Origin of the sequence: Psychrobacter sp. NG27, from assembly GCF_016106655.1 — a bacterium.
Lineage (GTDB): Bacteria > Pseudomonadota > Gammaproteobacteria > Pseudomonadales > Moraxellaceae > Psychrobacter.
In genome coordinates this window covers 328,023-351,324 of record NZ_JADGIN010000003.1, presented here as the reverse complement: position 1 = coordinate 351,324, position 23,302 = coordinate 328,023, and the positions used below count along the sequence as shown (strand labels likewise).

The 23,302-nt window shown below is 44.2% G+C and carries 19 protein-coding genes and 1 pseudogene; 6 read left to right on the top strand and 14 right to left on the bottom strand.

Features of this window, described 5'->3' with window-relative positions; all coding sequences use genetic code 11:
- Positions 1-186: 186 nt before the first annotated feature.
- The 5 genes from IP485_RS07480 to yghU all read right to left on the bottom strand — a co-directional run bounded on the left by IP485_RS07480 (position 187) and on the right by yghU (position 7,654).
- Positions 187-1,413, bottom strand: a complete 1,227-nt coding sequence (locus IP485_RS07480; RefSeq protein ID WP_198326687.1) for an acetamidase/formamidase family protein — start codon at positions 1,411-1,413, stop codon at positions 187-189.
- Between the two features lie 191 nt (positions 1,414-1,604).
- Positions 1,605-2,849, bottom strand: a complete 1,245-nt coding sequence (locus IP485_RS07475; RefSeq protein ID WP_198326686.1) for a DUF819 domain-containing protein — start codon at positions 2,847-2,849, stop codon at positions 1,605-1,607.
- 193 nt (positions 2,850-3,042) lie between these two features.
- Positions 3,043-4,704, bottom strand: coding sequence for a DEAD/DEAH box helicase (locus IP485_RS07470; protein WP_197176780.1), 1,662 nt, complete (start codon positions 4,702-4,704; stop codon positions 3,043-3,045).
- A 602-nt stretch (positions 4,705-5,306) separates the two neighbouring features.
- Positions 5,307-6,320: a DUF1176 domain-containing protein gene (locus tag IP485_RS07465; RefSeq protein ID WP_227686465.1), complete on the bottom strand. Its 1,014-nt coding sequence runs from the start codon at positions 6,318-6,320 to the stop codon at positions 5,307-5,309.
- Positions 6,321-6,823: 503 nt separating this feature from the next.
- Entirely contained in the window at positions 6,824-7,654 is an 831-nt protein-coding gene (yghU, locus tag IP485_RS07460; protein WP_198326685.1) for a glutathione-dependent disulfide-bond oxidoreductase, read from the bottom strand.
- A gap of 464 nt (positions 7,655-8,118) precedes the next feature.
- Here yghU and IP485_RS07455 point away from each other — a divergent pair, with 464 nt between their 5' ends.
- A complete protein-coding gene (locus IP485_RS07455; RefSeq protein ID WP_198326684.1) occupies positions 8,119-9,495 on the top strand; it encodes a DHA2 family efflux MFS transporter permease subunit in 1,377 nt (458 codons plus the stop codon).
- A 199-nt stretch (positions 9,496-9,694) separates the two neighbouring features.
- Here the strand turns inward: IP485_RS07455 and bfr (IP485_RS07450) are convergent, their stop codons facing one another.
- The 3 genes from bfr (IP485_RS07450) to IP485_RS07440 all read right to left on the bottom strand — a co-directional run bounded on the left by bfr (IP485_RS07450) (position 9,695) and on the right by IP485_RS07440 (position 11,296).
- Entirely contained in the window at positions 9,695-10,174 is a 480-nt protein-coding gene (gene bfr, locus IP485_RS07450; RefSeq protein ID WP_194364363.1) for a bacterioferritin, read from the bottom strand.
- A gap of 61 nt (positions 10,175-10,235) precedes the next feature.
- Entirely contained in the window at positions 10,236-10,724 is a 489-nt protein-coding gene (bfr, locus tag IP485_RS07445) for a bacterioferritin (RefSeq protein WP_197176754.1), read from the bottom strand.
- A gap of 380 nt (positions 10,725-11,104) precedes the next feature.
- Positions 11,105-11,296: a bacterioferritin-associated ferredoxin gene (locus IP485_RS07440; protein ID WP_194364361.1), complete on the bottom strand. Its 192-nt coding sequence runs from the start codon at positions 11,294-11,296 to the stop codon at positions 11,105-11,107.
- A gap of 365 nt (positions 11,297-11,661) precedes the next feature.
- Between IP485_RS07440 and IP485_RS07435 the strand changes: the two genes are divergently transcribed.
- The gene (locus IP485_RS07435; protein WP_194364360.1) at positions 11,662-11,991 is read left to right on the top strand and encodes an ArsR/SmtB family transcription factor; all 330 of its coding nucleotides are present in this window, start codon (positions 11,662-11,664) and stop codon (positions 11,989-11,991) included.
- Positions 11,992-12,128: 137 nt separating this feature from the next.
- On the opposite strand, the pseudogene IP485_RS07430 reads toward IP485_RS07435, so the two are convergent.
- From IP485_RS07430 to IP485_RS07410, 5 genes and pseudogenes are all read right to left on the bottom strand, one after another.
- Positions 12,129-12,848 (bottom strand): annotated as a pseudogene (locus tag IP485_RS07430) (sulfate/molybdate ABC transporter ATP-binding protein); the annotation flags it as partial.
- A gap of 38 nt (positions 12,849-12,886) precedes the next feature.
- Positions 12,887-13,843, bottom strand: coding sequence for a sulfate ABC transporter permease subunit CysW (gene cysW / locus IP485_RS07425; RefSeq protein ID WP_198326682.1), 957 nt, complete (start codon positions 13,841-13,843; stop codon positions 12,887-12,889).
- A 1-nt stretch (position 13,844) separates the two neighbouring features.
- Entirely contained in the window at positions 13,845-14,729 is an 885-nt protein-coding gene (cysT, locus tag IP485_RS07420) for a sulfate ABC transporter permease subunit CysT (protein WP_197176743.1), read from the bottom strand.
- A gap of 264 nt (positions 14,730-14,993) precedes the next feature.
- On the bottom strand, positions 14,994-16,085 hold the full coding sequence (locus IP485_RS07415; RefSeq protein WP_198326681.1) for a sulfate ABC transporter substrate-binding protein: 1,092 nt from the start codon (positions 16,083-16,085) through the stop codon (positions 14,994-14,996).
- Between the two features lie 268 nt (positions 16,086-16,353).
- Positions 16,354-17,391: a sulfate ABC transporter substrate-binding protein gene (locus tag IP485_RS07410; RefSeq protein WP_227686471.1), complete on the bottom strand. Its 1,038-nt coding sequence runs from the start codon at positions 17,389-17,391 to the stop codon at positions 16,354-16,356.
- A gap of 450 nt (positions 17,392-17,841) precedes the next feature.
- On the opposite strand from IP485_RS07410, the gene IP485_RS07405 reads away from it, so the two are divergent.
- Entirely contained in the window at positions 17,842-18,399 is a 558-nt protein-coding gene (locus tag IP485_RS07405; RefSeq protein WP_198326679.1) for a hypothetical protein, read from the top strand.
- 134 nt (positions 18,400-18,533) lie between these two features.
- On the opposite strand, the gene sat is transcribed toward IP485_RS07405, so the two are convergent.
- Positions 18,534-19,784, bottom strand: coding sequence for a sulfate adenylyltransferase (sat, locus tag IP485_RS07400; RefSeq protein ID WP_198326678.1), 1,251 nt, complete (start codon positions 19,782-19,784; stop codon positions 18,534-18,536).
- Between the two features lie 348 nt (positions 19,785-20,132).
- On the opposite strand from sat, the gene IP485_RS07395 reads away from it, so the two are divergent.
- From IP485_RS07395 to IP485_RS07385, 3 genes are all read left to right on the top strand, one after another.
- A complete protein-coding gene (locus IP485_RS07395; protein WP_198326677.1) occupies positions 20,133-21,818 on the top strand; it encodes a nitrite/sulfite reductase in 1,686 nt (561 codons plus the stop codon).
- Entirely contained in the window at positions 21,811-22,407 is a 597-nt protein-coding gene (locus IP485_RS07390) for a DUF934 domain-containing protein (protein WP_198326676.1), read from the top strand. Before IP485_RS07395 ends, IP485_RS07390 begins: the two co-directional genes overlap by 8 nt.
- A gap of 78 nt (positions 22,408-22,485) precedes the next feature.
- A complete protein-coding gene (locus IP485_RS07385) occupies positions 22,486-23,124 on the top strand; it encodes a phosphoadenosine phosphosulfate reductase family protein (protein WP_198326675.1) in 639 nt (212 codons plus the stop codon).
- The last annotated feature ends 178 nt before the right edge of the window (positions 23,125-23,302 follow it).

Below are 23,302 nucleotides of genomic sequence, written 5' to 3'. Positions count from 1 at the left end.
TGTACTTATCCAAAACTATGGTTAGGCTTACGTATCAATAGCATAGATAGACAAAACGATAACTTAAATGGCTGATATTTTGACAATAAAAAACCCGCATGAACGCGGGTTTCGTTTAGCAAAAAATACTATTAGGATAATGATGACTTGGAGATTAAGACACGACCAAGCGCATCAATTAGGTGCTTACTTAGCGTCTTTTCCAAATTCCTTGAAATCTGACTTACGAATTTTTGCATGAACGCCTTTGGTTTTATCAACCACTTGCGACACTTCAAAATCGGTTGCGGCGCTCAAATAAGCATAAGCTGTTGACTCATCGATACCATACTCCTGATTCAAAAAACGAATCGCTTCACGAGTAGACTTCTTCATTGCCTCATCTAAATCTGCATCTAAGCCAGGGGTGATCCAGAAATCAGCGTTTTCTGCCAATGGCTGCTCAATTTTTTTGCCAGGTACAGGGTCCTTTCCAGCTTTCAACAATGTGAATTTAAATGTTGCACGAGCAGATGCTTCTAATGCTGTCAGTGCCACCTCACCATCACCTTGTGCAAAATGACTGTCACCTGTATAAAACAAAGCACCATCTACTTGCACTGGATAATAAACAGTAGAGCCAGCACCCAATTCATTAATATCTATATTACCACCATAAAGCGAAGGAGGTACTGAATGCACCTTTTCTGAGGTGTTAGCTGCAACACCCATTAAGCCCATGAACGGACTAAGCGGAAAACGAATAGATGGACCAGAAGCAGTCTCTAAGACACCTTCATAATCACCTGAGGCATTTTTTTCTATGGGTGTGAATACCGAAACATTACCATAGCGTTCAGGGTTGGCGGCAGAGGCACCTGCTTGGGGTGTCTTTTTGGGAAACTCTCCAGGTAAAGCACCCTTACCATGACGATTAGAAATAACACCGTAAGGAACACGCGGCTCTACCTTTAACACCTCGACCTTTAATACATCACCAGGTTTCGCGCCCTTTATTTCAATAGGACCTGTAACAATATGAGGCCCATCTTTATCAAAATCGTGATCCAATGTAGATTTAGTGATAGCTTTTGCTTCATCTAAAATGAATGCCGCGTTAACCCCTTTTGAGGTGAAAAACTTTTCAGCGTCACGCCCCTGATCTTCAAGTAACCCTTCATGTGACACCGTATCAAATGTGACAGTACTACCAGACGCCACAGATAATACTGGCTTGGCGTCTTTGTTGGGCAAATAACCCCACGTAATGGTATCTAAAGTCGATGGTACGTAATAATTCCCTTTATAGTCGCCTTCTTTTAACTGAACAGGTTTGTCAGACATTTGCTTAAGCATAATAAAGCTGTCTGCGTAAGATGCTGAAGTACCAAGTGCGCTAAGAACAACCAAGGAAAGCACTGTATTTTTGAACATAAAAGATACCCTTAATAGTTAAATAGATTATAAGTACATCTATAACTTGGCAAGTTTTATGCCATCTCCTAAACGCCATTTTAGCTAAAAAAAGCACTATTTTATGGCATCAATTTGACTTAATGTAGTGCATTGCTGAATAAAAAGAACCTCTTTAGAGCATTAAGGTACTTCAAATACACCCTAATATATTAAGACACTACCAAGCGCATCAGCTGCGTGCTGATATAACCACCAAACGTACCCACCGCATATCCTAAAATACCCAAAAACACCCCAACAGGTGCCAGTGATGGGTGAAATGCGGTTGCGACAATTGGCGCAGAGGATGCACCGCCCGTATTAGCATTAGAGCCAACTGCTAAGAAGAAAAACGGTGCTCGAATCATCCTAGCCACAGCAAAGATAATCAAGACATGGATGCTCATCCATAATAGACCAATGAGCAGTAGTCGCCACTGCGAGACGATACCGGCTAGATTGATTTGCATACCGATTGCTGCAATTAACACGAAGATAAATACGGTACCGATTTTTGATGCACCAACATGATCGAGTCTGCGAATCTTGGTGAAAGAAAAAATGACGCCTATTACCGTAATAATCACCACCATCCAAAAAAATGCGCTGGCAAAGCTATATTGCACTGCCCATTGATATGGCGCAAAAAAATCAGCAATCTGGCCACCGACAAAGTGCGCCACGCCGACCATAGCAAAGCACAAACCAAACATCACCATCAAATCATTGATGGTGGCTGGGCGGGCATGATCACGCTCATAGCTCTCAACCGCTTTGACTACCTTATCAATACTACTGGTATCCGCGCGTAAAAAACGGTCTATCTTTTCGCTGTGTTTTGCCATGACCAAGATAGCCAGCAGCCACAGTGAAGCATTGGTCGTATCGACCAAAATCATCATACCAAACAAATCATCACTGACCCCAAACAACTCTTTCATCGCGGCTTGGTTGGCCGCGCCGCCTATCCAACTACCCGCTACAGCAGAGAACCCACGCCATAATGTATCGTCCGTGAACATTTCAGGCGATACCCATTTGGCAATCCCTAAACTGATCGGACCACTGATGATAATAGCGATACTGGCAGCGAAGAACATCGCGATCGCTTTCCAGCCTAGCCCCAGTATTTTTGGCACATCCATTGACAAGGTCATCAGCAGCAAACTTGCTGGCAGCAGATACGTGGCGGTAAAGCCATAAATCTGTGAGCCAATACCGTCAGCGAACACGCCTAAACTATTAAGCGTGGCAGGGATAAAGCAGCACAGTACGATACCGGGCAGTACCGCATAGAATCTCTGCCAAAACTTTCCAGGCAGCCCTTGGGTGTAAAAAACTAGGCCAATAATGGCCATGATGATACCGAACGCTAATGGTAGGCTATCGATTGCTAAGTTTGAGGCGTTAGGCATCAGGGTGCTCCGAGAGAGAGATACAATGGGCAAAAGTGACTCAGTATAGACAAGCCAAAAAACTCATTCAAGGATAAATACAGAATTATCAAACACAAAAAAGCCAAATAACAAGTATCTGGCTTTTTGATGCTAAGTCATGCAATTGATAGTCGGTTGTTTCACCCTCTATCAATCATTAACGATAGCGGTATTACGAGTTGTTACCACGATTGCCGCCGTTTGGACGACCTTGGCCACGGCTGTCAGAACGACCAGCTGGACGACCTTGGCTGCCGCTTGGACGACCGCGACCAGTTGCAGCACGCTCACCACGTGGAACGCCAGTGCTATCACCGCGGCTAGGGCCACCAGTGCGCTTACCTTGATAAGGCTTGCCACCTGAACGCTCATTTGGTTTGCCTGACGTGTCACGTGGCTTACCTTGATAACCGCTGTCATTGCTAGCACGTTGACCAGTTGCTGCGCTGCTGTCACTTGAGCGACCGCGAGCATTAGCAGGATTGCCTTGATAGCCACCGCTTGAGCGACCACGGCCTTGACCATTACCACCGCCGTTAGAGCGACCACGACCACGGCCACGACCATTACCTTTGTTTTCGCTAGGTACGTAAGTCTTCTTAGGTTCCATACCTTCGATGATACATACTTCCATTTTGCGATCTAGATAACGGTTGATGGCGTTTAGCTGTGGACGATCATCCATGCTACATAGGCTGATAGCCACACCAGTACGACCAGCACGACCACAACGACCGATACGATGGACGTAATCTTCAGTTTGACGTGGTAAATCATAGTTAATAACGTGCGAGATAGCTGGGATATCTAGACCACGAGCAGCAACGTCAGTCGCTACTAGGATTTTTACTTTGCCATTACGCAAATCTTGAACGATACGGTTACGCTTGCTTTGTGGCAAGTCGCCATGTAGGAAGCTGGCTTTATGACCGGCTTCTTGTAGCTGTTTGGCCAGTTTTTCAGTGCTACGTTTGGTAGCAGCAAAGATAATGATCTGTTCCATATCTTGCTGGCAAACGATTTTGTCAAGCAAACGGTTCTTATGTTCGAAATCATCACAGTAGTACACTTTTTCTTCGATGTGTGCAGATTCTACTTTGATAGATACACGCTCAGGGTTCTTAGTGAAGCTGGCAGCGATTTTACCTACTGGGCCATCCCAAGTTGCTGAACACATGATGGTTTGACGATCAGTAGGAGCAGCACGCAAGATGTCACTGATGTCATCAGCAAAACCCATGTCTAGCATACGGTCAGCTTCGTCAAGTACCAATACTTCTAGGTTTGACAAGTCAACGCGGCCTGCATTGATATGGTCAAGTAGACGACCAGGAGTCGCAACGATAACTTGAACGCCTTTTTTCAAAGCAGTGATCTGACCATTGTACGGTGCGCCGCCAACTAGTGGCACACAGAACAAACCGCGCATGTCTTTAGAATAAGTGCGAACGCTGTCATGTACTTGCTGAGCAAGTTCACGCGTTGGCGTTAGGATAAGTGCTTTGGTTAGTTTGTCAAAGCTAGTAGCACGGCTCAAACGGTCAAGAACAGGGATAACGAATGCAGCTGTTTTACCACTACCCGTTTGCGCTGACAATAAAAGGTCACGACCTGCTAGAGCAAAAGGAATCGCTTGTGCTTGGATAGGCGTTGGGTTGGTGTAACCACTGCGATCAAGTGCAGTTAGAATAGGTTTAGCGATGCCAAGATCAGTAAAAGTAACTTGGTTTTCGTCAACAGCGTCAGTAGCAGCCGCTTGAGTATTAGTGTTTGGGGTGTCAGTGCTTTCGATGATACCGTTTTCAGCGGCAATTGCAGATAAGATGTCAGTCATAGGAATCCTTGGTAAGTATAAGTTGCTGTAAATTCAGCAAACTTGATGCATACCACTGATAACCGTTCACCACGCTGCTTTTATCAAAGAATCATCGAACCACAAAAAGTGTCGATAACCAGAAGCTAAGCCAATAAAGCTCAGAATCTCTATAATAAATGCGTTCGTGCTGTCTGACGTATTTTGGTGGTAGTGCCGAGTGTCTTATCCTTGCTTGACATAAGCGCGTTATCAATGCTTTGTCCAAAGCAGATAAAGGCAAACAACAACCAATCTAGACCCTATTGATAGGCCAGTAGATAAGATATGAGTCAAAAATAACGGATATTTTTATAAAAGGTTATTTAAGTACACAAAATCATCGGCAACAATTACTTATGGTCATCCTAGACCCAAAATCGCAGGCGATGTTATCAATCTCATAATTCACGAAAGCTAAGCTAACGTGGCGACGCAGTATATCACAATAAAACGTTATGTGTAGCTATTTCTTTAACTACTGGGTAAATAAGACCGCTGTTACTGATAATCACTGATGATAAATTCATTCAATTATCGAAATAGTAAGTATTCCGCATGCAAAGTATGGGCAGACTTTGTTACTAACGCCCTGTCTTGACCTCGGTGACATAGGTTGGCAGCTGCCATGCGCCGCCAATTTCAATCAGACGGCACAGCCCAGTGCTACTTTCATGACTCTTTTCAAACGCACGGCCAGTCCATAGCCAATCGACCTTGGACACACAGTCGCCGATACCGCGACCTTTTTGTACAGAAGCGATCTTCCCTTTGTCATAGTCTGTGGCACTGGTCGTCACCAACTTGGGCTTATAAGGCTTAGTGTCATTGAGTACCCAAACGCCGGTGCCTGCATTATAGGCGCCTGTCCAGCACTCATGCTGTACTAATACCTGTGAGCCATTTAAACGATTAATGCGCCAAGGTGATTTGTCTGACAAGTTTGGACAGTCAGCATCCACATCTTTCATCGTGCCTCTCATTAATGATGCCAACTGAGAAGACTTCATGGCAAACTTCTTATCGCCGCCATTGTCAGCTTTGCCGTTAGGAATCACATAACGCAGTACAGGGGCAGATTTTGATGGTAATACGCTGTCATTAGACTTAATGATATTGTCACTATTAATAAATGCGCTTGATGTCCCTATGCGTCCTTGAAACTCATCAGCTTTTAGCATGACGGCACTCGCGCCTTTGTCGGATAGTTGCCAGCGCGAATTGCGTAATGATAGCGTTATTTTGCTGGACTTAGTCAATGCCTCTAGCAGCGCCGCTACCTGCGTTTGGGTCAAATCCGCATGGCCTGCAGCTGCTGAAAACGGTTTGGTCTCACCATAGTCTTTGTCATTGATCATGAGCGATATTCGGTGGCGACTGCCCAATTGCAACAGGGCTTTAGAGGAGCTGTCTTTGGCACCGCCAAGCTTTATCTTACCCTCTACAACCGCATTTGCACCAGCGCGGCGCACCAGTAAGACTGAGACCGGAAACTCACTGTTGTTTTCTGCTTGATACCCTGCCAATCGGCAAGTACGGGTATTATCACAAGCCACTTGCCAATCTTGATTGGTCAGCTCAGTTGATGCGTGTGCCATAATTACTGTACTAAGTAGGCTAGCACTGACAGCAGCGAATATAGGTAATAACTTTTTATTTTTTTTCTTTAAAAAAGCCGCTATTTTTGTTTTTTTAAGCTGAGTCTTCAAATGTTTGTCGCTACCTACTCGGTTAAGATCATTATCAGATCTGATATTGTTGATATGGTGCTCAATACCTATCTCGTCGACGCTCAGGCTATCTGTGCCTGTGCATTCTGCGTCTATACATTGTGAGGTATGTTCCATATAGCTATTGTGCTTCATAATTATTACTCATCAATAGAAGAAGTATAAAAACCTGTCTACAATGGCGGTCGTCCCTATCTTAACGCACCAGTGTTTCTATCTGTTGTACTAATGTATCATTGTGTAAATACAAAAGAAAGCTTGAGAGTAATATATTCGTATATTTGAATATATGAAGAGGCTGATAAGTTATTTACTTATCAGCCTCTATGTTTAAACTTTGCTGTTATGTCTAGAGCTAGCGAGCACTCACCTTAACCGATTGGTTTTAGCTCTAGCTCTACTGCACGTTTCACAGCCGGACGTTCAGCGATACTCTTAGCCCAGCGCTGCAAATGTTTATAATCTTCTACCTGTAAAAATTCTGCCGCATCATAGAGTTTGCCCAGTGCCAGCTGCCCGTACCACGACCAAACAATCATATCTGCGATGTTGTAGTCACTCTCGTCATTACCACACAGATAGGTATGGTCTTTTAGATGCGTGTCTAATACGTCAAGCTGACGTTTGGTTTCCATCGTATAGCGGTTGATAGGGTACTCTAGTGGCTCAGGTGCATAGGCATAGAAATGTCCAAAACCACCACCTAAGAAAGGCGCGCTACCCATTTGCCACATGATCCAAGACAGACAGTCTGCTCGCGCTTTACCTGTGGCCAGTGGCAGAAACTTATCAAACTTCTCTGCCAAGTACATCAGGATTGCTCCCGACTCAAAAAGCGCGATCGGCTCGCCAGCAGAATGATCGACCAAGGCTGGAATTTTTGAATTGGGATTGATTGCTACAAAGCCTGAACCAAACTGCTCACCTTGAGAGATGTCGATTTTGTAGGCATCGTATGCCGCATCGCTGATACCGAGTTCTGCCAATTCTTCTAGTAATATGTTTACCTTGACGCCATTTGGGGTATTAAGCGAATACAATTGTAGCGGTGCATCTCCAACCGGTAACGCTTTGTCATAGCGCGCACCTGATGTAGGGCTATTGATACTGGCAAACTTACCGCCGCTCTCTTTGTCTTGTACCCAAACTTTTGGCGGTACGTATTTATCATTTTGTGTACTGTTGGTTGATTCATTACTCATAAATTGTCCTTGATGTCTGGTTTTTAGGTTTATTTTAGATATTGTTTATTTAAAGGAAGTTGCTTCAAGTACTGATACTGAATCAACTATCTATCAATTACTGACAAGGCTTTACTATACCGAGAACGCACAACGACATTAAAGCCCTCTCTTGTAATCAATGTTGCATTTCTACTGCTCAAAGACTTAAGAACTCAAGGGCTAAAGCAAAATGGATAAATAAAGCATTACTGCTGAGAAACTTACCTTTTTAGTTTTAGTTTTAGGTTGCTTGCTTGCCAGTTAGTCATTTTCTGCTTAGCTACTGTCTACTTAGTCACTACCTACTTGGCCACTTTCTACTTCGTTACCTTGAGTCACTTTTATTATGATTCAGGCTTTCTTATACTACTCAGCTTGCATAGCGATCTGCTCGCAAATCCGCTATTTTCCTACCTCATAAACAGACGTTCAATGGGACTGACATGGTAACGCTCACCCCGACTCAAGATAAATACCTACCTTATGTACTGGCGGTGGCGCTGTTTATGCAAATCTTAGACGCCACTATTTTAAACACCTCGTTACCGCAAATGGCACAGGCACTAGGCGAATCACCGCTAAAGATGCAGTGGGCCGTTATCAGTTACGCCCTGACCTTGGCTATCTTCATTCCGATCAGTGGGTTTTTGGCCGATAAGTATGGCACCCGCCGAGTGTTCTTATCAGCAATTATCATATTTTGTATTGGCTCACTATTGTGTGCGGCGTCACCCACCCTAGACTTTTTGGTTGGTTCACGTGTGGTACAGGGCATTGGCGGTGCAATGATGACGCCTGTGGCACGGCTGATACTGGTCAAATCCTACCCGCGCAACAAGCTCCTGACTGTGATGAACTTTGCTGTCATACCGGCATTGGTTGCGCCCTTAGTAGGACCAGTACTGGGTGGCTATATCGTGCAGTACGCCAGTTGGCACTGGATATTTTTGATCAACATACCGATGGGTGTGGCCGGATTTATCATGGGCAAAAAGCTGGTGCCTGCTTTATTTGAGGATACTAAGCGTCTTGATTGGACAGGATTTATGTTGTTTGCCGCTGCGGCGTGCGGGTTTACGCTCGCTGTCGAATTTGGCTCACACGCAGGCCGTGGTCTTTACGGTCTACTATTTGGGTTGGCTGCCAGTCTATTTATTGGTGCGTATGTCTGGCATGCCAAGCGACACGCAGCCCCCTTGTTTCCACTGAGTTTATTTGATATTCGCACCTTTAAAGTGGGTATCACAGGCAACCTATTCACCCGCCTTGGCATCAGTGCTGTACCGTTTCTATTGCCTTTGCTGCTACAAGTGGTGTTCGAATACTCACCGTCGCAGGCAGGCTGGTTGCTTGCCCCTATTGCGGTGGGTGCTATCGGTATCAAACCTTGGGTCAGTAAAATCATTCAGCGATTTAGCTACCGTAAAGTATTGGTCTATAACACGTTGTTTATGGGTTCGCTCATTATTGTGCTAGCGCAGTTCAACGATGCCTCACAGTGGCTCTGGTTTATCCCTATCTTGACCATCATGGGCGCTTGCAACTCAATGCAGTTCAGCGCGATGAACACCATTACCATCGGTGATCTGCAAGGCGCACAAACCAGTAGTGGTAATAGCTTAATGGCCGTCAATCAGCAGTTGGCCATTAGCTTTGGTATTGCTTTTGGCGCAGCTGTATTGAATATACTGCGTGAACGCTTGCAAATGGATACCCTAGCGGCGTTTCAAACTACTTACTGGATATTGGGGATATTGACGATTCTTTCCGGGCTATACTTCTTGCGCTTAAAACCTGAAGATGGGCGCGGTTTATACTAGGCCATGCATGCCCTAGCGCATATCTTAAATCGAGACAAGTTTTCTATTAAGTGAGATTTTTTGTACGACTCACCACTAGCCCGTATAGCCAAAACATTACAAACACCCTAGCTATAGACACAAAAAAGCCAGTATGCGATTGAGAATGCAATCTTATACTGGCTTTTCTTATGACGACCCACATTAATGGTGAATACTATTATGCGTCATCGTCGCTCATTTGCGATTGGATGTAGCGTTCTACACCAATGCTTTCGATCAAGTCTTCTTGTGTCTCTAACCAATCCTGATACTCTTCATTGCCATCTTTTAAGATAACCAATAGCTGTCGAGATACATAGTCAGATTTTGTCTCACATAGCGTGATGGCATCCGTGATGATCGAGAATTTTTGCTTCTCTAGACGTAAGTTACAGTCCATCATTTCAGGCACATCTTCAGCGATGAACATCTTGCCATAATCTTGCAAATTCGGTAAACCGCCTAGCAATAAAATGCGTGCAATCAGATCATCAGACCATTTCATTTCAGCAATGGATTGCTTATAAAAACTTTCATTGAGGGCTTCTAGTCCCCAATGACGTGCAATGCGGGCATGCAAAAAGTACTGATTAATCGCAATCAATGATTGACCAAGTACTTTATTTAACGCGCGAATGACCTCTTTATCCCCTGTCATTATCTCTCTCCCTATTCATTTATTATGTAAGCGAAACATTATTCATCTATCTGGCATGATGTTAGATGAGATTAGGAGTGACTTCAGCCATTTGGCTTTGTAGATAATTGGGCAGGCCAATCATATCAATCAAGCGCAGCTGTTGCTCAAGCCAATGCGCATGATCTTCTTCCGTGTCTTTTAGCTGTGCGACTAGCATCTCACGTGTGACATAGTCATGCTCTGCTTCACAAAGGGCAATACCATCTTTTAGATGCTTTTGCACTTGATACTCTAGATCAAGATCATATTGCAACATCTCAGGTACAGTTGCACCGATATTGATGGCATCGACCGTCATTTTCGGCGTACCGCTCAGCATCAAAATACGACGGATAATATCCTGTGCATGTAGGGTTTCATCTGCCATTTCATGGTGAATGCGATCATAGAGTTTGCCATAGTGCCATTCAGCATACATCTCTGAGTGAATAAAGTACTGATCGCGAGCGGCCAGCTCACCACCTAACAAAAAATTCAAATAATCGATAACTTTTTGGCTGCCTATCATTATGTATGCTCCTCTATTTATTATCACAAACCATTATATATCCACAATTAAAAATATAACGCCAGCTCAATCATTAAACTGATCAGTTAGGATTAGAGTCAATAAAAAGCCCTATATTCTTAGACAGATATAGTAGCATATGCAGGCTTTATGGGATGTAACGTTATTAACTAAGAATAAGATGCTAGTTGAGAATCGTAATTAGATACCGTTAATCCCTGAGGTTAACAGCAATGATGCTCAATGACAGATAAGGCTGGGGCATGAGTACAGTTATATGGACGCCTACTACCTGCCCATTATGTATAATAAATAAAGATTAAATGCAGAATATTGAATATATTTCTGATGAACGGTGAGCGTATCAGGTGTACATGTCATTAGACAGCATAAGCCAATACATCAAGTTTGGCGTGATGCTCGTCCAGATAATCATTGACCATCGGTTCACAGCAGCCACAGCAGGTTGCCACATCTAAGGTATCTTTTAGCCCATCAAGCGTATCGACACCTGAGGCAATGGCCGCCTTGATTTGCTTTTCTTTTACGTTATTACAGATACATACGTACATGAATTGGCTCCCGTGACTATCACTACTCGATAACTGCGTATATGGCTTATATATTTGCATCATGCATGACTGAAGGATAGAAAATTATTCTTTAACGCTCATGTCATGCTCACTACTTGCAGTATAATAACGATAATTATTATCATTTTCAATAACATTTGATATATTTATTGGTCATGAAAATTTTTTATCTTGTGTAGCAAGTAGTTCATCTATGTAAGCGGATATAAGTATGCATGTAACAGGATATGCTGAAAGGTAGTAAATTAACGATGAACTGTAATTTTGCTTATTTTTTAATCGATTTTGAAGATAACTGCTGTTATATTGAACCCCTACTAACAAAGCCCTATTGGAACCACCCTATGTCTGATAATAATTTTACGATACGACCTATTGATTTGTTTAAAGTCTTATCTGATCCGACACGCCTGAAAATATTTCAAATTCTTTTTAAAAAAGAAGCACGCTGTGTGGGCGATCTGGTAGATATGCTTGATCAACCACAACCAACCATCTCTCGTCACTTGAATCACTTAAAAAAATTGGGTATTTTGAGCTGTGTTCGTGATGGTACTTGGATGTGGTATGAAGTGGCTGACGACTTACCAGATTGGTGTCAAGACATTCTAGAAATCACCTATGAGCAAATCTCTCCAAGAGCGACAGGTCTAGAGATGTCAGACATTGCTTAGATAAAGCTGTCTGTCCCACCATCTACTCAAATTTCTTGATGGCCTCTAAGACAACCCCTCAAACCAAAAAAGACCTACTATAGCAAGTAGGTCTTTTTTATTGTTTATCATATTCTCTATAACGTTTGTATCAATTATGCCAAATCTAGGAAGTCGCTGATGAAAGCGCTGGCTGGCTGATGTATTAGCTCCTCTGAGGTGCCTACCTGCTCTACTCGCCCTTGATTCATTACAACGATCTCATCAGAGACAGCGCGCGCCTCTTCTTGGTCATGCGTTACCATGATGCTAGTGATACCTAGCTCATGATGAATGTTCTTTAGCCATGTACGCAGCTCTTTACGTACTTTAGCGTCTAGCGCACCGAATGGTTCATCTAGGAGCAGTAGCTTGGGTTTGACTGCAAGTGCTCTTGCCAGCGCAATCCGCTGACGCTGACCACCAGAGAGTTGATGCGGATAAGCATTAGCCACTTGTGGCAGCTGGACGAGCTCTAACAGCTCTGCCACGCGCTTATTGATATCAGCCTTGCTCGGTCGGTCTTTTTTTGGCAGTAAGGTCAGTCCAAAAGCAACGTTGTCTGCGATATTCTTGTGACGGAACAGCGCATAGTGCTGAAACATAAAGCCGATATGGCGCTTTTGCACAGGCGTGTTGGTCACGTCCAGCTCATCAAATAATACCTGTCCAGAATCGGCATATTCCAAACCTGCAATAATACGTAGCAGCGTGGTCTTGCCACAGCCTGATGGGCCCAGCAGTGTAGTCAATTTGCCAGTCGGTACGGTAATATTGATATTATCTAACGCAGTAAATTGACCAAATTTCTTATTAACGTTGCGAATTTCAATGCTCATAATAGTATCTCTTATTATATCTTTTGTCGTATCGTGGCTTATTTATCACTGCTATTTTTAGTCGTAGCAACTGTAGCAACTGTAGCATTCTTAGTATTGGCACTCACAGGTAGCTCAGGCGCCGCCGCTAGTCGTTCTGACTTGGCAAACTTACGCTCTTGCATCTTGGTCATGACTTGCTGAATCAGTAGCGTTACTAGAGCAAGTGCAGCCAATATACTCGATAAAGCAAATGCAGCGGTAAAGTTGTAATCGTTATAGGCAATCTCAACCAGTAGCGGCATCGTGTTGGTCTCACCGCGAATATGACCGGACACCACACTGACCGCGCCAAACTCACCCATGGCTCGGGCATTGGTCAAAATCAAACCGTATAGCAGCGCCCATTTGATATTAGGCAGTGTCACATGCCAAAAGGTTTGCCAGCCAGTCGCGCCCAAAGTCAGTGCTGCTTGCTCCTCAGAGTCGCCCTGCGTCTGCATCAAGGGTATCAGCTCACGCGCGACAAATGGGAACGTCACAAATAAGGTCGCCAAAATGATCCCAGGAACTGCATAAATCACTTGGAAACCCATGCTCTCAAGCCAGCCACCCATGGTAGAGTTCAGCCCGAATAACAGTACAAACATCAGACCTGCGACAACAGGTGATACTGAGAATGGTAGATCAAGCAAAGTGGTGACCAACTGCTTACCTTTAAACTGGTAGCGCGTGACCAACCAAGCAATGGCAATACCCATCACCATGTTAATAGGTAGGACGACCGCTGCTGTAATTAATGTCAGTTTAATGGCTTGCAGCGCCTCAGGGTCGACCAGTGAAGCGAGATACAGCTGCCAACCATTTTTAAACGCCTCGTAGAACACCGCCAATAAGGGTACAACCAACATGACGATCATAAACAGTACAGCGATGCCGATAAAGGTGCGGCGTATCCATGGCGTGTCCTTGGTCGCTGCGTTGCTTTGGTAGTCGTAGCTATTAGATATTTGCATATTAGCGAGCTCCTACGCGGCGTGACAGTTTCCACTGCATAATATTAATGGTCAACAAAATCACAAATGAGATGAGCAGCATAAATAATGCAACAGCAGAAGCACCCTGAATATCAAACTGCTCAAGCTTACTGATGATAATCAGTGGCAAAATCTCAGACTGCATCGGAATGTTACCCGCGATAAAGATAACGGAACCATACTCGCCAGTGGCACGAGCAAACATCATACCTGCACCCATCAACAGTGCTGGCAATAGCTCTGGCAGAATCACCTTACGAAAGGTCGTTAATCGATTGGCACCCAATACTGCAGCAGCTTCCTCAAACTCAACCGACAGCTCAGCGAGTACTGGCTGCACGGCACGAACAATAAAGGGGAAACTGACCACAACCAGTGCCAGCCAAATACCTATCGGCGTAAAGGCGACCTGAATATCGAACTTGGCAAACCACTGCCCTATTAATCCATTGGGTGCGTAGAGCGTTGCAAGTGAAATGCCCGTGACAGCAGTTGGCAACGCAAATGGCAAGTCAACCAAGGCATTGATCAGGGACTTACCCCAAAACTCATAGCGCACAAGCACCCAAGCCACCAATGTACCAAATACCATATTGGTCAGCATCGCCAAAAACGACATCCATAAACTCAGCTTGATGGCAGCAGTGACTTGTGGCTGGGTAATCGTCTCCCAAAAGCCTGTCCAACCCATTTGGGTTGTGGTGTAGGCCATCATCGCAAATGGCAATACCACCAATAATGATAAGCTAAAGACGGTAATACCCATGCTCAGACCAAAACCTGGTAACACATTGCGTTGACGCAACCGTGTCAACCAGCCTTTTTTATGGGCAGGTTTATTGGCAGAAGAAGGTGTTGCGCTCATAGTGATTCCTATTGCCTAACTGATGGTACGTAGGTGCTTTACGTAAGTACTTAACGAGGATACTCACTGTAGGACCCTCACCGTAAGACTATGGTTAAATTCGTTATTGATTTTATTATTAAAATTATTATTGGTCGGCTTATAATATAAAGGACATAGTGCGTACGACCATGTCCTTTATGGGGTGCTTCATGACTGACTGCGTTAAGCATTAACCAGTTTCAATGGTTAGCGCAGTAGCTGCTCTAAGTAATTGGCTAGTAATTACTGAGGCGCATTAATCGCTAATTGGTCAAACACACCGCCATCACTGAAGTAAGTACTCATGATCTCATCCCATGTGCCAAAGGCATCGTTCGGACGGAACGTCTCAATTGGCGGTAATTTGTCACCGTTTTTATCAAGAACGCTCTTAACGCTAGGACGCAGATATAGATCAGCGGCTAGTTGCTGAGCAGGCTCACTCCATAAGTAATCAAGATACGCTTTGGCAGCGTCAGTGGTGCCTTTTTTATCTGTTACGGTCTTCACAATAGCCACAGGGCTTTCTGATTTGATCGAGTATTTTGGATAAACGATGTCTACTTGACCAGCGCCAAAATCAGTCGCTGCCAGGTTGGCTTCGTTTTCAAACGTGACCAAGACATCACCGATACCGCGCTGTACGAAAGTCGTTGTCGCGGCACGTCCACCGTTTTCATAGACTTTGACATTTTTTAGCATGTCTTTTACATAGTTCTTAGCAGCGCCTTCTTCTTTATTAAAAGCATGCAGACCATAACCGTATGCACCTAAGAAGGCATAACGACCGTTGCCCGTCACTTTTGGATTGGCCATAACAATCTCAACACCGTCTTTGGTCAAATCTTCCCAGTCTTTGATGTTTTTTGGATTGTCTTTACGTACCAAAAATACGATCGTGCTGGTAAACGGCACGGCATTGTCTGGGAATTTGCTTTCCCAATCTGACTCAACCAAGCCTTTCTTCTCAAGCAGCTCGATATCAGAGCCTTGGTTCATGGTGGCAACATCGGCTTGTAGACCATTGGCCACAGACAGTGCTTGTTTACTAGAGCCGCCATGCGACTGTTTGATTAAGATATTGCTGCCTGGGTTTTCGGCTTTATAGTGCTCCACAAACAGAGGGTTATAGTCTTTATAAAAGTCACGTGCCACATCATAAGAGACATTAAGCAGCTCAATGCTTTGACCTTCTGTCGTCGCTGAACCGTCAGCTGCGGCATCGGTCGTTTCACTGTTGCTACAGCCAGCAAGACCAAGTGTCAAAGCAACGCCAGCGATACTCAAAGCACTAAAGGTTTTGCTTTTCTGATGATAACGAGCTACGTCTGTCATAAATACCTCAAAGATGTCTGTTGTGTAATGCAAGTATGCTAACAGCGCCATCTTATTATGTTTAATGATGAATATGCGTATGTTATTGCCAAAAGGGAATAACCAGAAAACAAAACCAGATATATCAATAAGTTATTAAAATAAGCTATATCTATAACTGACGGTTTACTCGTTGGTGACCTTAATGCTGGCATGAATCCTACCTATCTTATACATCACTCACTGATAACAGCTAAGATAGATAGTTCTATGAATCAAAAACCAATGGCTACTTAGCAATTGCCAGTTGATCGAAACGCCCGCCATCTACAAAAAAGGCATCCATAATCTCTGCCCATGAGCCAAAGACAGCCACAGGCTCAAACGTTTCAATATCAGGCAAAGTATCTTTGTGAGCAGCTAAGATTTGCTCATCACTCGGACGCATGTACATTTTTGCCATGAGCTCTTGAGCAGGCTTGTCCCATAAGCCTTTCAGGTAAGCACTAGCTGCTTCCGTCTTACCAGATTTTCCAGTCACTGCCGTTACGACTGCCACTGGGTTGGCAATCACAATCGAATAGCTCGGGTATACGATGTCGACTTTACCCTTTGCAAATTGCTGTGCAGCCAAATGTGCTTCGTTTTCAGTGGTAATAAGCACGTCACCCAAACCACGCTGAGTAAAGCTGGTCGTTGCAGCGCGTGCACCATTGTCATAAGTGACGACGTTGGCCAGCAGTTTTTTGATAAAGTCATTGGTTTTTACAGGGTTTTCATTACTGTTTTCTTTGAATTGGTGCAAGCCATAGCCATAAGCACCCAAAAAGGCATAACGCGCGGTACCACTGGTTTTTGGGTTCGGGATAACCACATCGATATCATTACGTGCCAAATCTGACCAGTCTTTGATATTTTTTGGATTGCCAGAACGGACCAGTAGCACCATGGTGCTGGTGTACGGCACGGCATTATTTGGTAATGCTTGCTGCCAGTCAGTAGCCACCAAACCTTTTTCAACCAACAGATTCATATCACTCTCTTGGTTAAAGGTGACCACATCCGCTTGCAAACCATTGGCAACAGAGAGAGCCTGCTTACTAGAGCCGCCATGCGACTGATTGATATTTATTTTGCTGTTTGGGTGAGTCTTCTGATAGTCGGTGCTGAATAAGGTGTTGTAGTCTTTATAAAAATCGCGAGACACATCATAGGAAACGTTGAGTAGTTCGATATCTTGCGTTTCGCCACTGCCATTATTTGCCGCGTCATCTTGCGTCGCTTCTGTTGGACTGCAGCCTGTCATCATTATTGCTGCTGCAAGCATACCGCTGGTGGCAAGTACACGCGCTGTCGTCTGTTTATAGTTTATTGACTGGATGCTAGCAATGCTGATTTGTTTGAATTTTTTTTGCATGATGCTCTCGATAAAAGTAGTAGAAGCGTTTTGTCAAAATCTTGACCATCATCACAGGGCCTACAATCTTTTGAGTTCGGTTATCGGGATGATGAAAGCTATGCTAGCAGCATAAATAGCAAACGCTTAGTGACGAATTAGCTTATCGACTAGTGAAGTTGGCATAAGTGGGGCTAGCAATCGTTTTGCAGCATCCAGCATAAAAGGAGGTAAATAACTGCTTGCAGGTTTATTAAGTAGACTATGATCTGGGTAGGCTGTACCATTATTTGTATGCGATAAAGTTTACTGTATCAATGATACTTTCATCATCCCAACACTATGCAAACCTTACCTTCTTACTTGACCAAAGGCCCTTATATGACTCGTTCGTACTGTCAATTTCGTTCTATTGTAAGGCTGATAATAACGACCTCTACCCTAGCGGCTTTAACAGGCTGTAATAGTGTGTCGCCTACTGTGAATAGCGATAGCCACAGTACGGTTAAATCTGTCACTAGTACAACATCTGCTTTGCCAGCTATTCAAAGTAATATCTTGGGTGACAATGTCTCAGCAGATACGGTTTCAGCGGATTACGCTTCTGCAGACTATGACAAACGTGCGCAAGGCTATGATTGGGTTGGCGTGATAGTACGAGTAGAGAGTGATCGACAGATTGACATTAAAGTTCGCTCACGCAGCGATATCAAAAAACCTACTTGTCATTTCGATGGTAAGGCGACACTCATGGGGCAAGATACCGCTCACGGTACGATTTTTCAGGCAAAGGTAAATGACAGTACGGCCTTTTTTCAATTTAAAGACGACAAGCTCATCATCGACAGCACAGATAAGTATGCACTGAACTATTTTTGCTCAGGTGGTGGCTCGCTTGCTGTAGAATATAAAAAGCTAGCAGAAGATTTGGAGATTTAAGAGACAGCGCTAACATGTGTTAGGGCGTGTTTTATTTTTAAGATAGGGCTAAAAATAAAAAGGTGCCAGACCATAAGTCTGACACCTTTTTTATGACTAGCTCAGTACGAGTTTTTTATACTGATGACCAGTCTTTATACAGCAGATGCACCCGTTAATTTAACTTCAGCACGCTCATCAATAGCGATACCAGCGTAATAATCACGCAAAATCTGTAGCACTTCTGGACGGCTAAAGTTTTCTGGTACCACTTCGTCTTCTGATAGTGCTTTACGCAGCTTGGTACCTGATACTTTAACGTGCTCAGAGGCGTCATGCGGGCAAGTTTTGTCAGAGGCCATCGCATTACAAGCATTACACCAGAACGTCCAGCCAATTTTGAGCGGTTGGGTGATAAGGTCGTCTTTGCCAACGTGTTCAAAAATCGTTTGCGCATCAAACGCACCGTAGTAATCGCCGACACCAGCATGGTCACGACCGACAATCAGATGGCTACAGCCATAGTTTTGACGGAATAGCGCATGTAGTAGCGCCTCACGTGGACCGGCATAGCGCATATCCAACGGATAACCCGCTTGAATAACGGTATCTTGTCTAAAGTAGTTATCGATCAAAGTTTTAATAGCTTCTTGACGGACGTCTGCTGGAATGTCACCTGGCTTTAACGCGCCTAATAAAGAGTGAATCAACACACCATCACAGATCTCAATTGCAATTTTAGCCAAATACTCATGTGAGCGATGCATTGGGTTACGCGTTTGGAATGCCGCAACTGTTTTCCAGCCTTTAGCATCTAAGATTTCACGCGTTTCTGCTGGCGTTTTGTAGATCTCTGGATATAGTGCTGGGAACTCACCTTCGCTAAGTACCTCAACGCTACCGGCAATATTGACGGCTTCTTGGCTTAGTACTTGTTGTACGCCTGGATGCTCTGAATCTGTGGTTGTAAATACTTGCTGACACTCATGCTCTTTATCGATGGTATAAGTCTCTTCTACCGTCAAGATACCCATGATTTCGCCATCTTGAGCAACCAGAGCTACTTTGTCGCCTTGATTCAAACTGTCTGCCGTCTCTTTTGGTGCAGACAAAGTGATAGGGATTGGCCAAAATAAACCCGCGTTGTCACCGCTTTGCAAGCGCATGTTGTCTACCACGCCCTGCCAGTCCGCTTGATTCATAAAGCCATTTAACGGAGTAAACCCGCCGATACCGAACATGATTAAATCACCGCGCTCACGTGAGCTGAGGGTAATAGATGGCAGTGTGCTGGCAAGCTCTAATGCTTGAGCACGTGCATCATCATTTAATAGTAAAGGTTTAAGCACGTCACTACCATGCGGCGGAACGAGTCTTGACTGGGTCGGAGCTTGAGTTTGAGTCATATAATTTTTAAAACCTCTTAAATAAAAGAATGGTCGGAGAAAATAAGTTGCTGTAAAGTGTCGCTTATATAGGCGGCCGCTAGCAAAAGCTAAATAAAGCACTAGTCGTTAGAAGCGTAATAGCAATTAGGCATTGAATTCGATACACATAGGCTACCTAACTTTCGTTATGAAAATTTATGCTGTGTTTGGATATGGATATGTCTTAAAGGAATTTATGATTTTGAGTGCGAGCTTATATCATGTATAGCTGAATTATTTACATTGCGAACGGCAATAAAACCTATTACACACGCAAATCATTTTCGTCGCTGATTTTAAGATTAAAAACAAAACTGAGATTACGTCATGTATCAATATAATTACGCTGACCAGAATTTGGTAGAGGAACGAGTTGCCCAGTTTCGTGACCAAACTGAGCGATTTTTGGCAGGTGAGCTGCCAGAAGAGCAGTTTTTGCCACTTCGATTGCAAAATGGCCTGTATATCCAGCGTTATGCGCCGATGTTGCGTATCGCTATTCCTTATGGTCTGCTTGCCAGCTACCAATTGCGCAAATTGGCTGAGATTACCCGTAAGTATGATAAAGGCTATGGGCACATGACTACCCGTACCAATATTCAACTGAACTGGCCAAAGCTAGAAGACGTGCCAGATATCTTAGCAGAGCTGGCATCGGTACAAATGCATGCTATTCAAACCTCAGGCAACTGTATTCGTAACACCACAACTGATCCGTATGCGGGTATTCACAAAGAAGAGATTGCCGATCCGCGTCCTTATTGCGAGATTATTCGTCAGTGGTCTACCTTTCATCCTGAATTTGCATTTCTGCCGCGTAAATTTAAGATTGCTGTTGTCGGTACTGCCAATGACCGCGCGGCGACGCAAGTGCATGATGTTGGGCTACACGTAAAAACCAATGATGCAGGCGAGATTGGTTTTGAAGTATTGGTTGGTGGCGGACTGGGTCGTACGCCTGTAATTGGTAAAGTGATTAATAAATTCTTGCCACGCCAGCATCTTCTTAGCTATCTAGATGCTATCTTGCGCGTTTATAACCTGCATGGTCGCCGTGATAACAAATACAAAGCCCGTATCAAAATATTGGTCGAGAGCATGGGCGGCCCTGCCTTTGCTAAGTTGGTCGATGCAGAGTGGGAAGCCCATACCAAAGACGGTCCACTGACCTTGAGCGATGACAATTTCGCTACTGCCAGTAGTTTCTTTAGCGAACCTGACTACACTGTGTTTGATGCTTTGCAAACGCAAGCTGAGCTACAAGAGCAGCTCAGTGCTGATAAAGACTTTGCCAACTGGTATAACCAAAATACGGTCGCACACAAAATCGCTGGTTATCGTGCGGTGGTGATTTCACTCAAAGCGGGCTTGGTCGATGGCAAATACGTACCATCCGGTGATATCAGTGAGTCACAGATGGATGCACTGGCTGATCTGTCTGATAAATACAGCTTTGGTGAGTTGCGTGGTACCTATCAGCAAAATCTAGTATTCGCTGATGTGCAAGCCAACCATCTCTATGAGCTATGGCAACAGCTGTCTGATCTGAATTTAGCACGCGCCAACATCAATACCCTAACAGACATGATTGTCTGCCCAGGTTGGGACTATTGCTCGCTTGCCAATGCCACGACTCACAACATCGCTGAGCAAATAGAAAAACAATTTGATGATTTAGACTACCTTTATGACTTGGGTGAGATTCGACTCAATATGTCTGGCTGCATGAACGCCTGTGCCCATCACCATACAGGGGACATCGGTATTCTAGGTGTCGACAAAAAGGGTGAGCACTGGTATCAAATCAGTCTGGGCGGCAACTCTAGCAACGACGCCAAAGTCGGTAAGATATTGGGCAAAGCGGTACCAGCGGAAGATGTCGCCGTTACCCTACAAAAAATACTGGATGTCTATTTAGATCAACGCGTAAGCAATGAGAACGACGTAGAAGGCTTTGCTGACTTGGTCAATCGCGTTGGCATCGCACCTTTTAAGGAGAAGGTCTATGGGTAATCATCACGTATTAAATAACGATGCTGTCGATATCAGTCAAAGCGATACGTGGCTAGCGCTTAGCACCAATGAACTACCAGACGGTATTGCCCTGACCCACGTATCATTGGTTGAGCTATTGCATAAAGAAGAAAAAATAGATGTGCTGTTGCCACTGGCTGATTTGTTAGATGCTAAAGGCAACATCGCAGGCGGGCTGTTGCAACAAGTACGTGAGTTACTGACCGAACATGTCAGCCGTACTGGCGTTTGGGTGACATCAGATACCGATACAGATGTATTGGTTGGCTTGTCAGAGTTTTTATTACAGCAAGACTTGATTGTTATTCATGTGCCATTGTTTGTCGACGGTCGTGGCTTTAGCTTTGCTCAAACGCTGCGTCAAATGGGTTACGAAGGCGAGATTCGCATGGCTGGCAAGTTTGGCCGTGACCAGATCGCCTACCTACTCCGTTCTGGTGCAGATAGTTTTGTACTCAGTGAACATGACTTGCAGTCTATTTCTGATATTGGTCAAGCATTTAACGCGCTTGCCAGTAGCTACGATGGCCGAAACGCTGCTGCACTACCGATGTTTGCGAACACTTAATTCTTAATTCACGACCCATTATTTATTTAATTTTTACCAAATACACTATTAAACCAATCCCATTATAAGGAACGTATTATGAGCCAATTACATCCAAGCCTAGACCTCGACCAAGCCAACCAAGACTTGCAAGGCAAGTCACCTGAGCAAATCGTTGAGTGGGCACTGACTCAAGCAAAAAACCCAATCATCACCACCAACTTCCGTCCGTATGAATCAGCGATTTTGCATTTGGTTGCCAAGCAGCGTCCTGATATCACTGTATTGTGGGTCGATTCAGGCTACAACACTGATGCTACTTATCAGTTTGCCAATAAGCTGATCAAAGATTTGAACCTAAACGTCGTGACTTACATCCCTAAGCAAACTGCGGCGCACCGTGATGCTACGATGAATGGCATCCCAGGTATCGACAACCCACAGCATGACGAGTTTACTGACCAAGTAAAACTAGAGCCGTTCCGCCGTGCACTAGATGAGCTAAAGCCTGATGTGTGGTTCAATGCCATTCGTAAAGACCAAACTGAATTCCGCCAAGGTCTTGATGTACTTAGCCTATCAAAAGACGGCGTACTAAAAGTAGCGCCATTGTTTGAAAAGAATGATGCTGATTTAGATGGTTATCTTGAAGAGCATAACTTACCGAACGAGCATGATTACTTTGATCCAACGAAAGTAGAAGAAAGCCGTGAGTGTGGTCTGCATACTCAGCTATAGCAAATCGCTGACTGTAGCTATTGTTTGTTGAACAATGGCTATAGCGATATAAATAAAAAATCCCGCTTGGCTCTTAATAGAGTCATTAAGCGGGATTTTTTTGTGCCGTGTTCTACCTGTATTCGATACTGACCGCTATTCCTATTATTAGATAAAACAGGTATTAATATCTCAAAAA

Bases quoted from the DNA above. Each gene is read 5' to 3' on its own strand.
- IP485_RS07385 (WP_198326675.1), top strand. From the start codon at position 22,486: ATGAGCCAATTACATCCAAGCCTAGACCTCGACCAAGCCAACCAAGAC.
- bfr (WP_194364363.1), bottom strand. From the start codon at position 10,174: ATGACAGGGGATAAAGAGGTCATTCGCGCGTTAAATAAAGTACTTGGT.
- IP485_RS07455 (WP_198326684.1), top strand. From the start codon at position 8,119: ATGGTAACGCTCACCCCGACTCAAGATAAATACCTACCTTATGTACTG.
- cysW (WP_198326682.1), bottom strand. From the start codon at position 13,843: ATGCAAATATCTAATAGCTACGACTACCAAAGCAACGCAGCGACCAAG.
- cysT (WP_197176743.1), bottom strand. From the start codon at position 14,729: ATGAGCGCAACACCTTCTTCTGCCAATAAACCTGCCCATAAAAAAGGC.
- IP485_RS07475 (WP_198326686.1), bottom strand. From the start codon at position 2,849: ATGCCTAACGCCTCAAACTTAGCAATCGATAGCCTACCATTAGCGTTC.
- bfr (WP_197176754.1), bottom strand. From the start codon at position 10,724: ATGATAGGCAGCCAAAAAGTTATCGATTATTTGAATTTTTTGTTAGGT.
- IP485_RS07415 (WP_198326681.1), bottom strand. From the start codon at position 16,085: ATGACAGACGTAGCTCGTTATCATCAGAAAAGCAAAACCTTTAGTGCT.
- IP485_RS07410 (WP_227686471.1), bottom strand. From the start codon at position 17,391: ATGCTTGCAGCAGCAATAATGATGACAGGCTGCAGTCCAACAGAAGCG.
- yghU (WP_198326685.1), bottom strand. From the start codon at position 7,654: ATGAGTAATGAATCAACCAACAGTACACAAAATGATAAATACGTACCG.
- IP485_RS07440 (WP_194364361.1), bottom strand. From the start codon at position 11,296: ATGTACGTATGTATCTGTAATAACGTAAAAGAAAAGCAAATCAAGGCG.
- IP485_RS07395 (WP_198326677.1), top strand. From the start codon at position 20,133: ATGTATCAATATAATTACGCTGACCAGAATTTGGTAGAGGAACGAGTT.
- IP485_RS07470 (WP_197176780.1), bottom strand. From the start codon at position 4,704: ATGACTGACATCTTATCTGCAATTGCCGCTGAAAACGGTATCATCGAA.
- IP485_RS07435 (WP_194364360.1), top strand. From the start codon at position 11,662: ATGTCTGATAATAATTTTACGATACGACCTATTGATTTGTTTAAAGTC.
- sat (WP_198326678.1), bottom strand. From the start codon at position 19,784: ATGACTCAAACTCAAGCTCCGACCCAGTCAAGACTCGTTCCGCCGCAT.
- IP485_RS07390 (WP_198326676.1), top strand. From the start codon at position 21,811: ATGGGTAATCATCACGTATTAAATAACGATGCTGTCGATATCAGTCAA.
- IP485_RS07405 (WP_198326679.1), top strand. From the start codon at position 17,842: ATGACTCGTTCGTACTGTCAATTTCGTTCTATTGTAAGGCTGATAATA.
- IP485_RS07480 (WP_198326687.1), bottom strand. From the start codon at position 1,413: ATGTTCAAAAATACAGTGCTTTCCTTGGTTGTTCTTAGCGCACTTGGT.
- IP485_RS07465 (WP_227686465.1), bottom strand. From the start codon at position 6,320: ATGGCACACGCATCAACTGAGCTGACCAATCAAGATTGGCAAGTGGCT.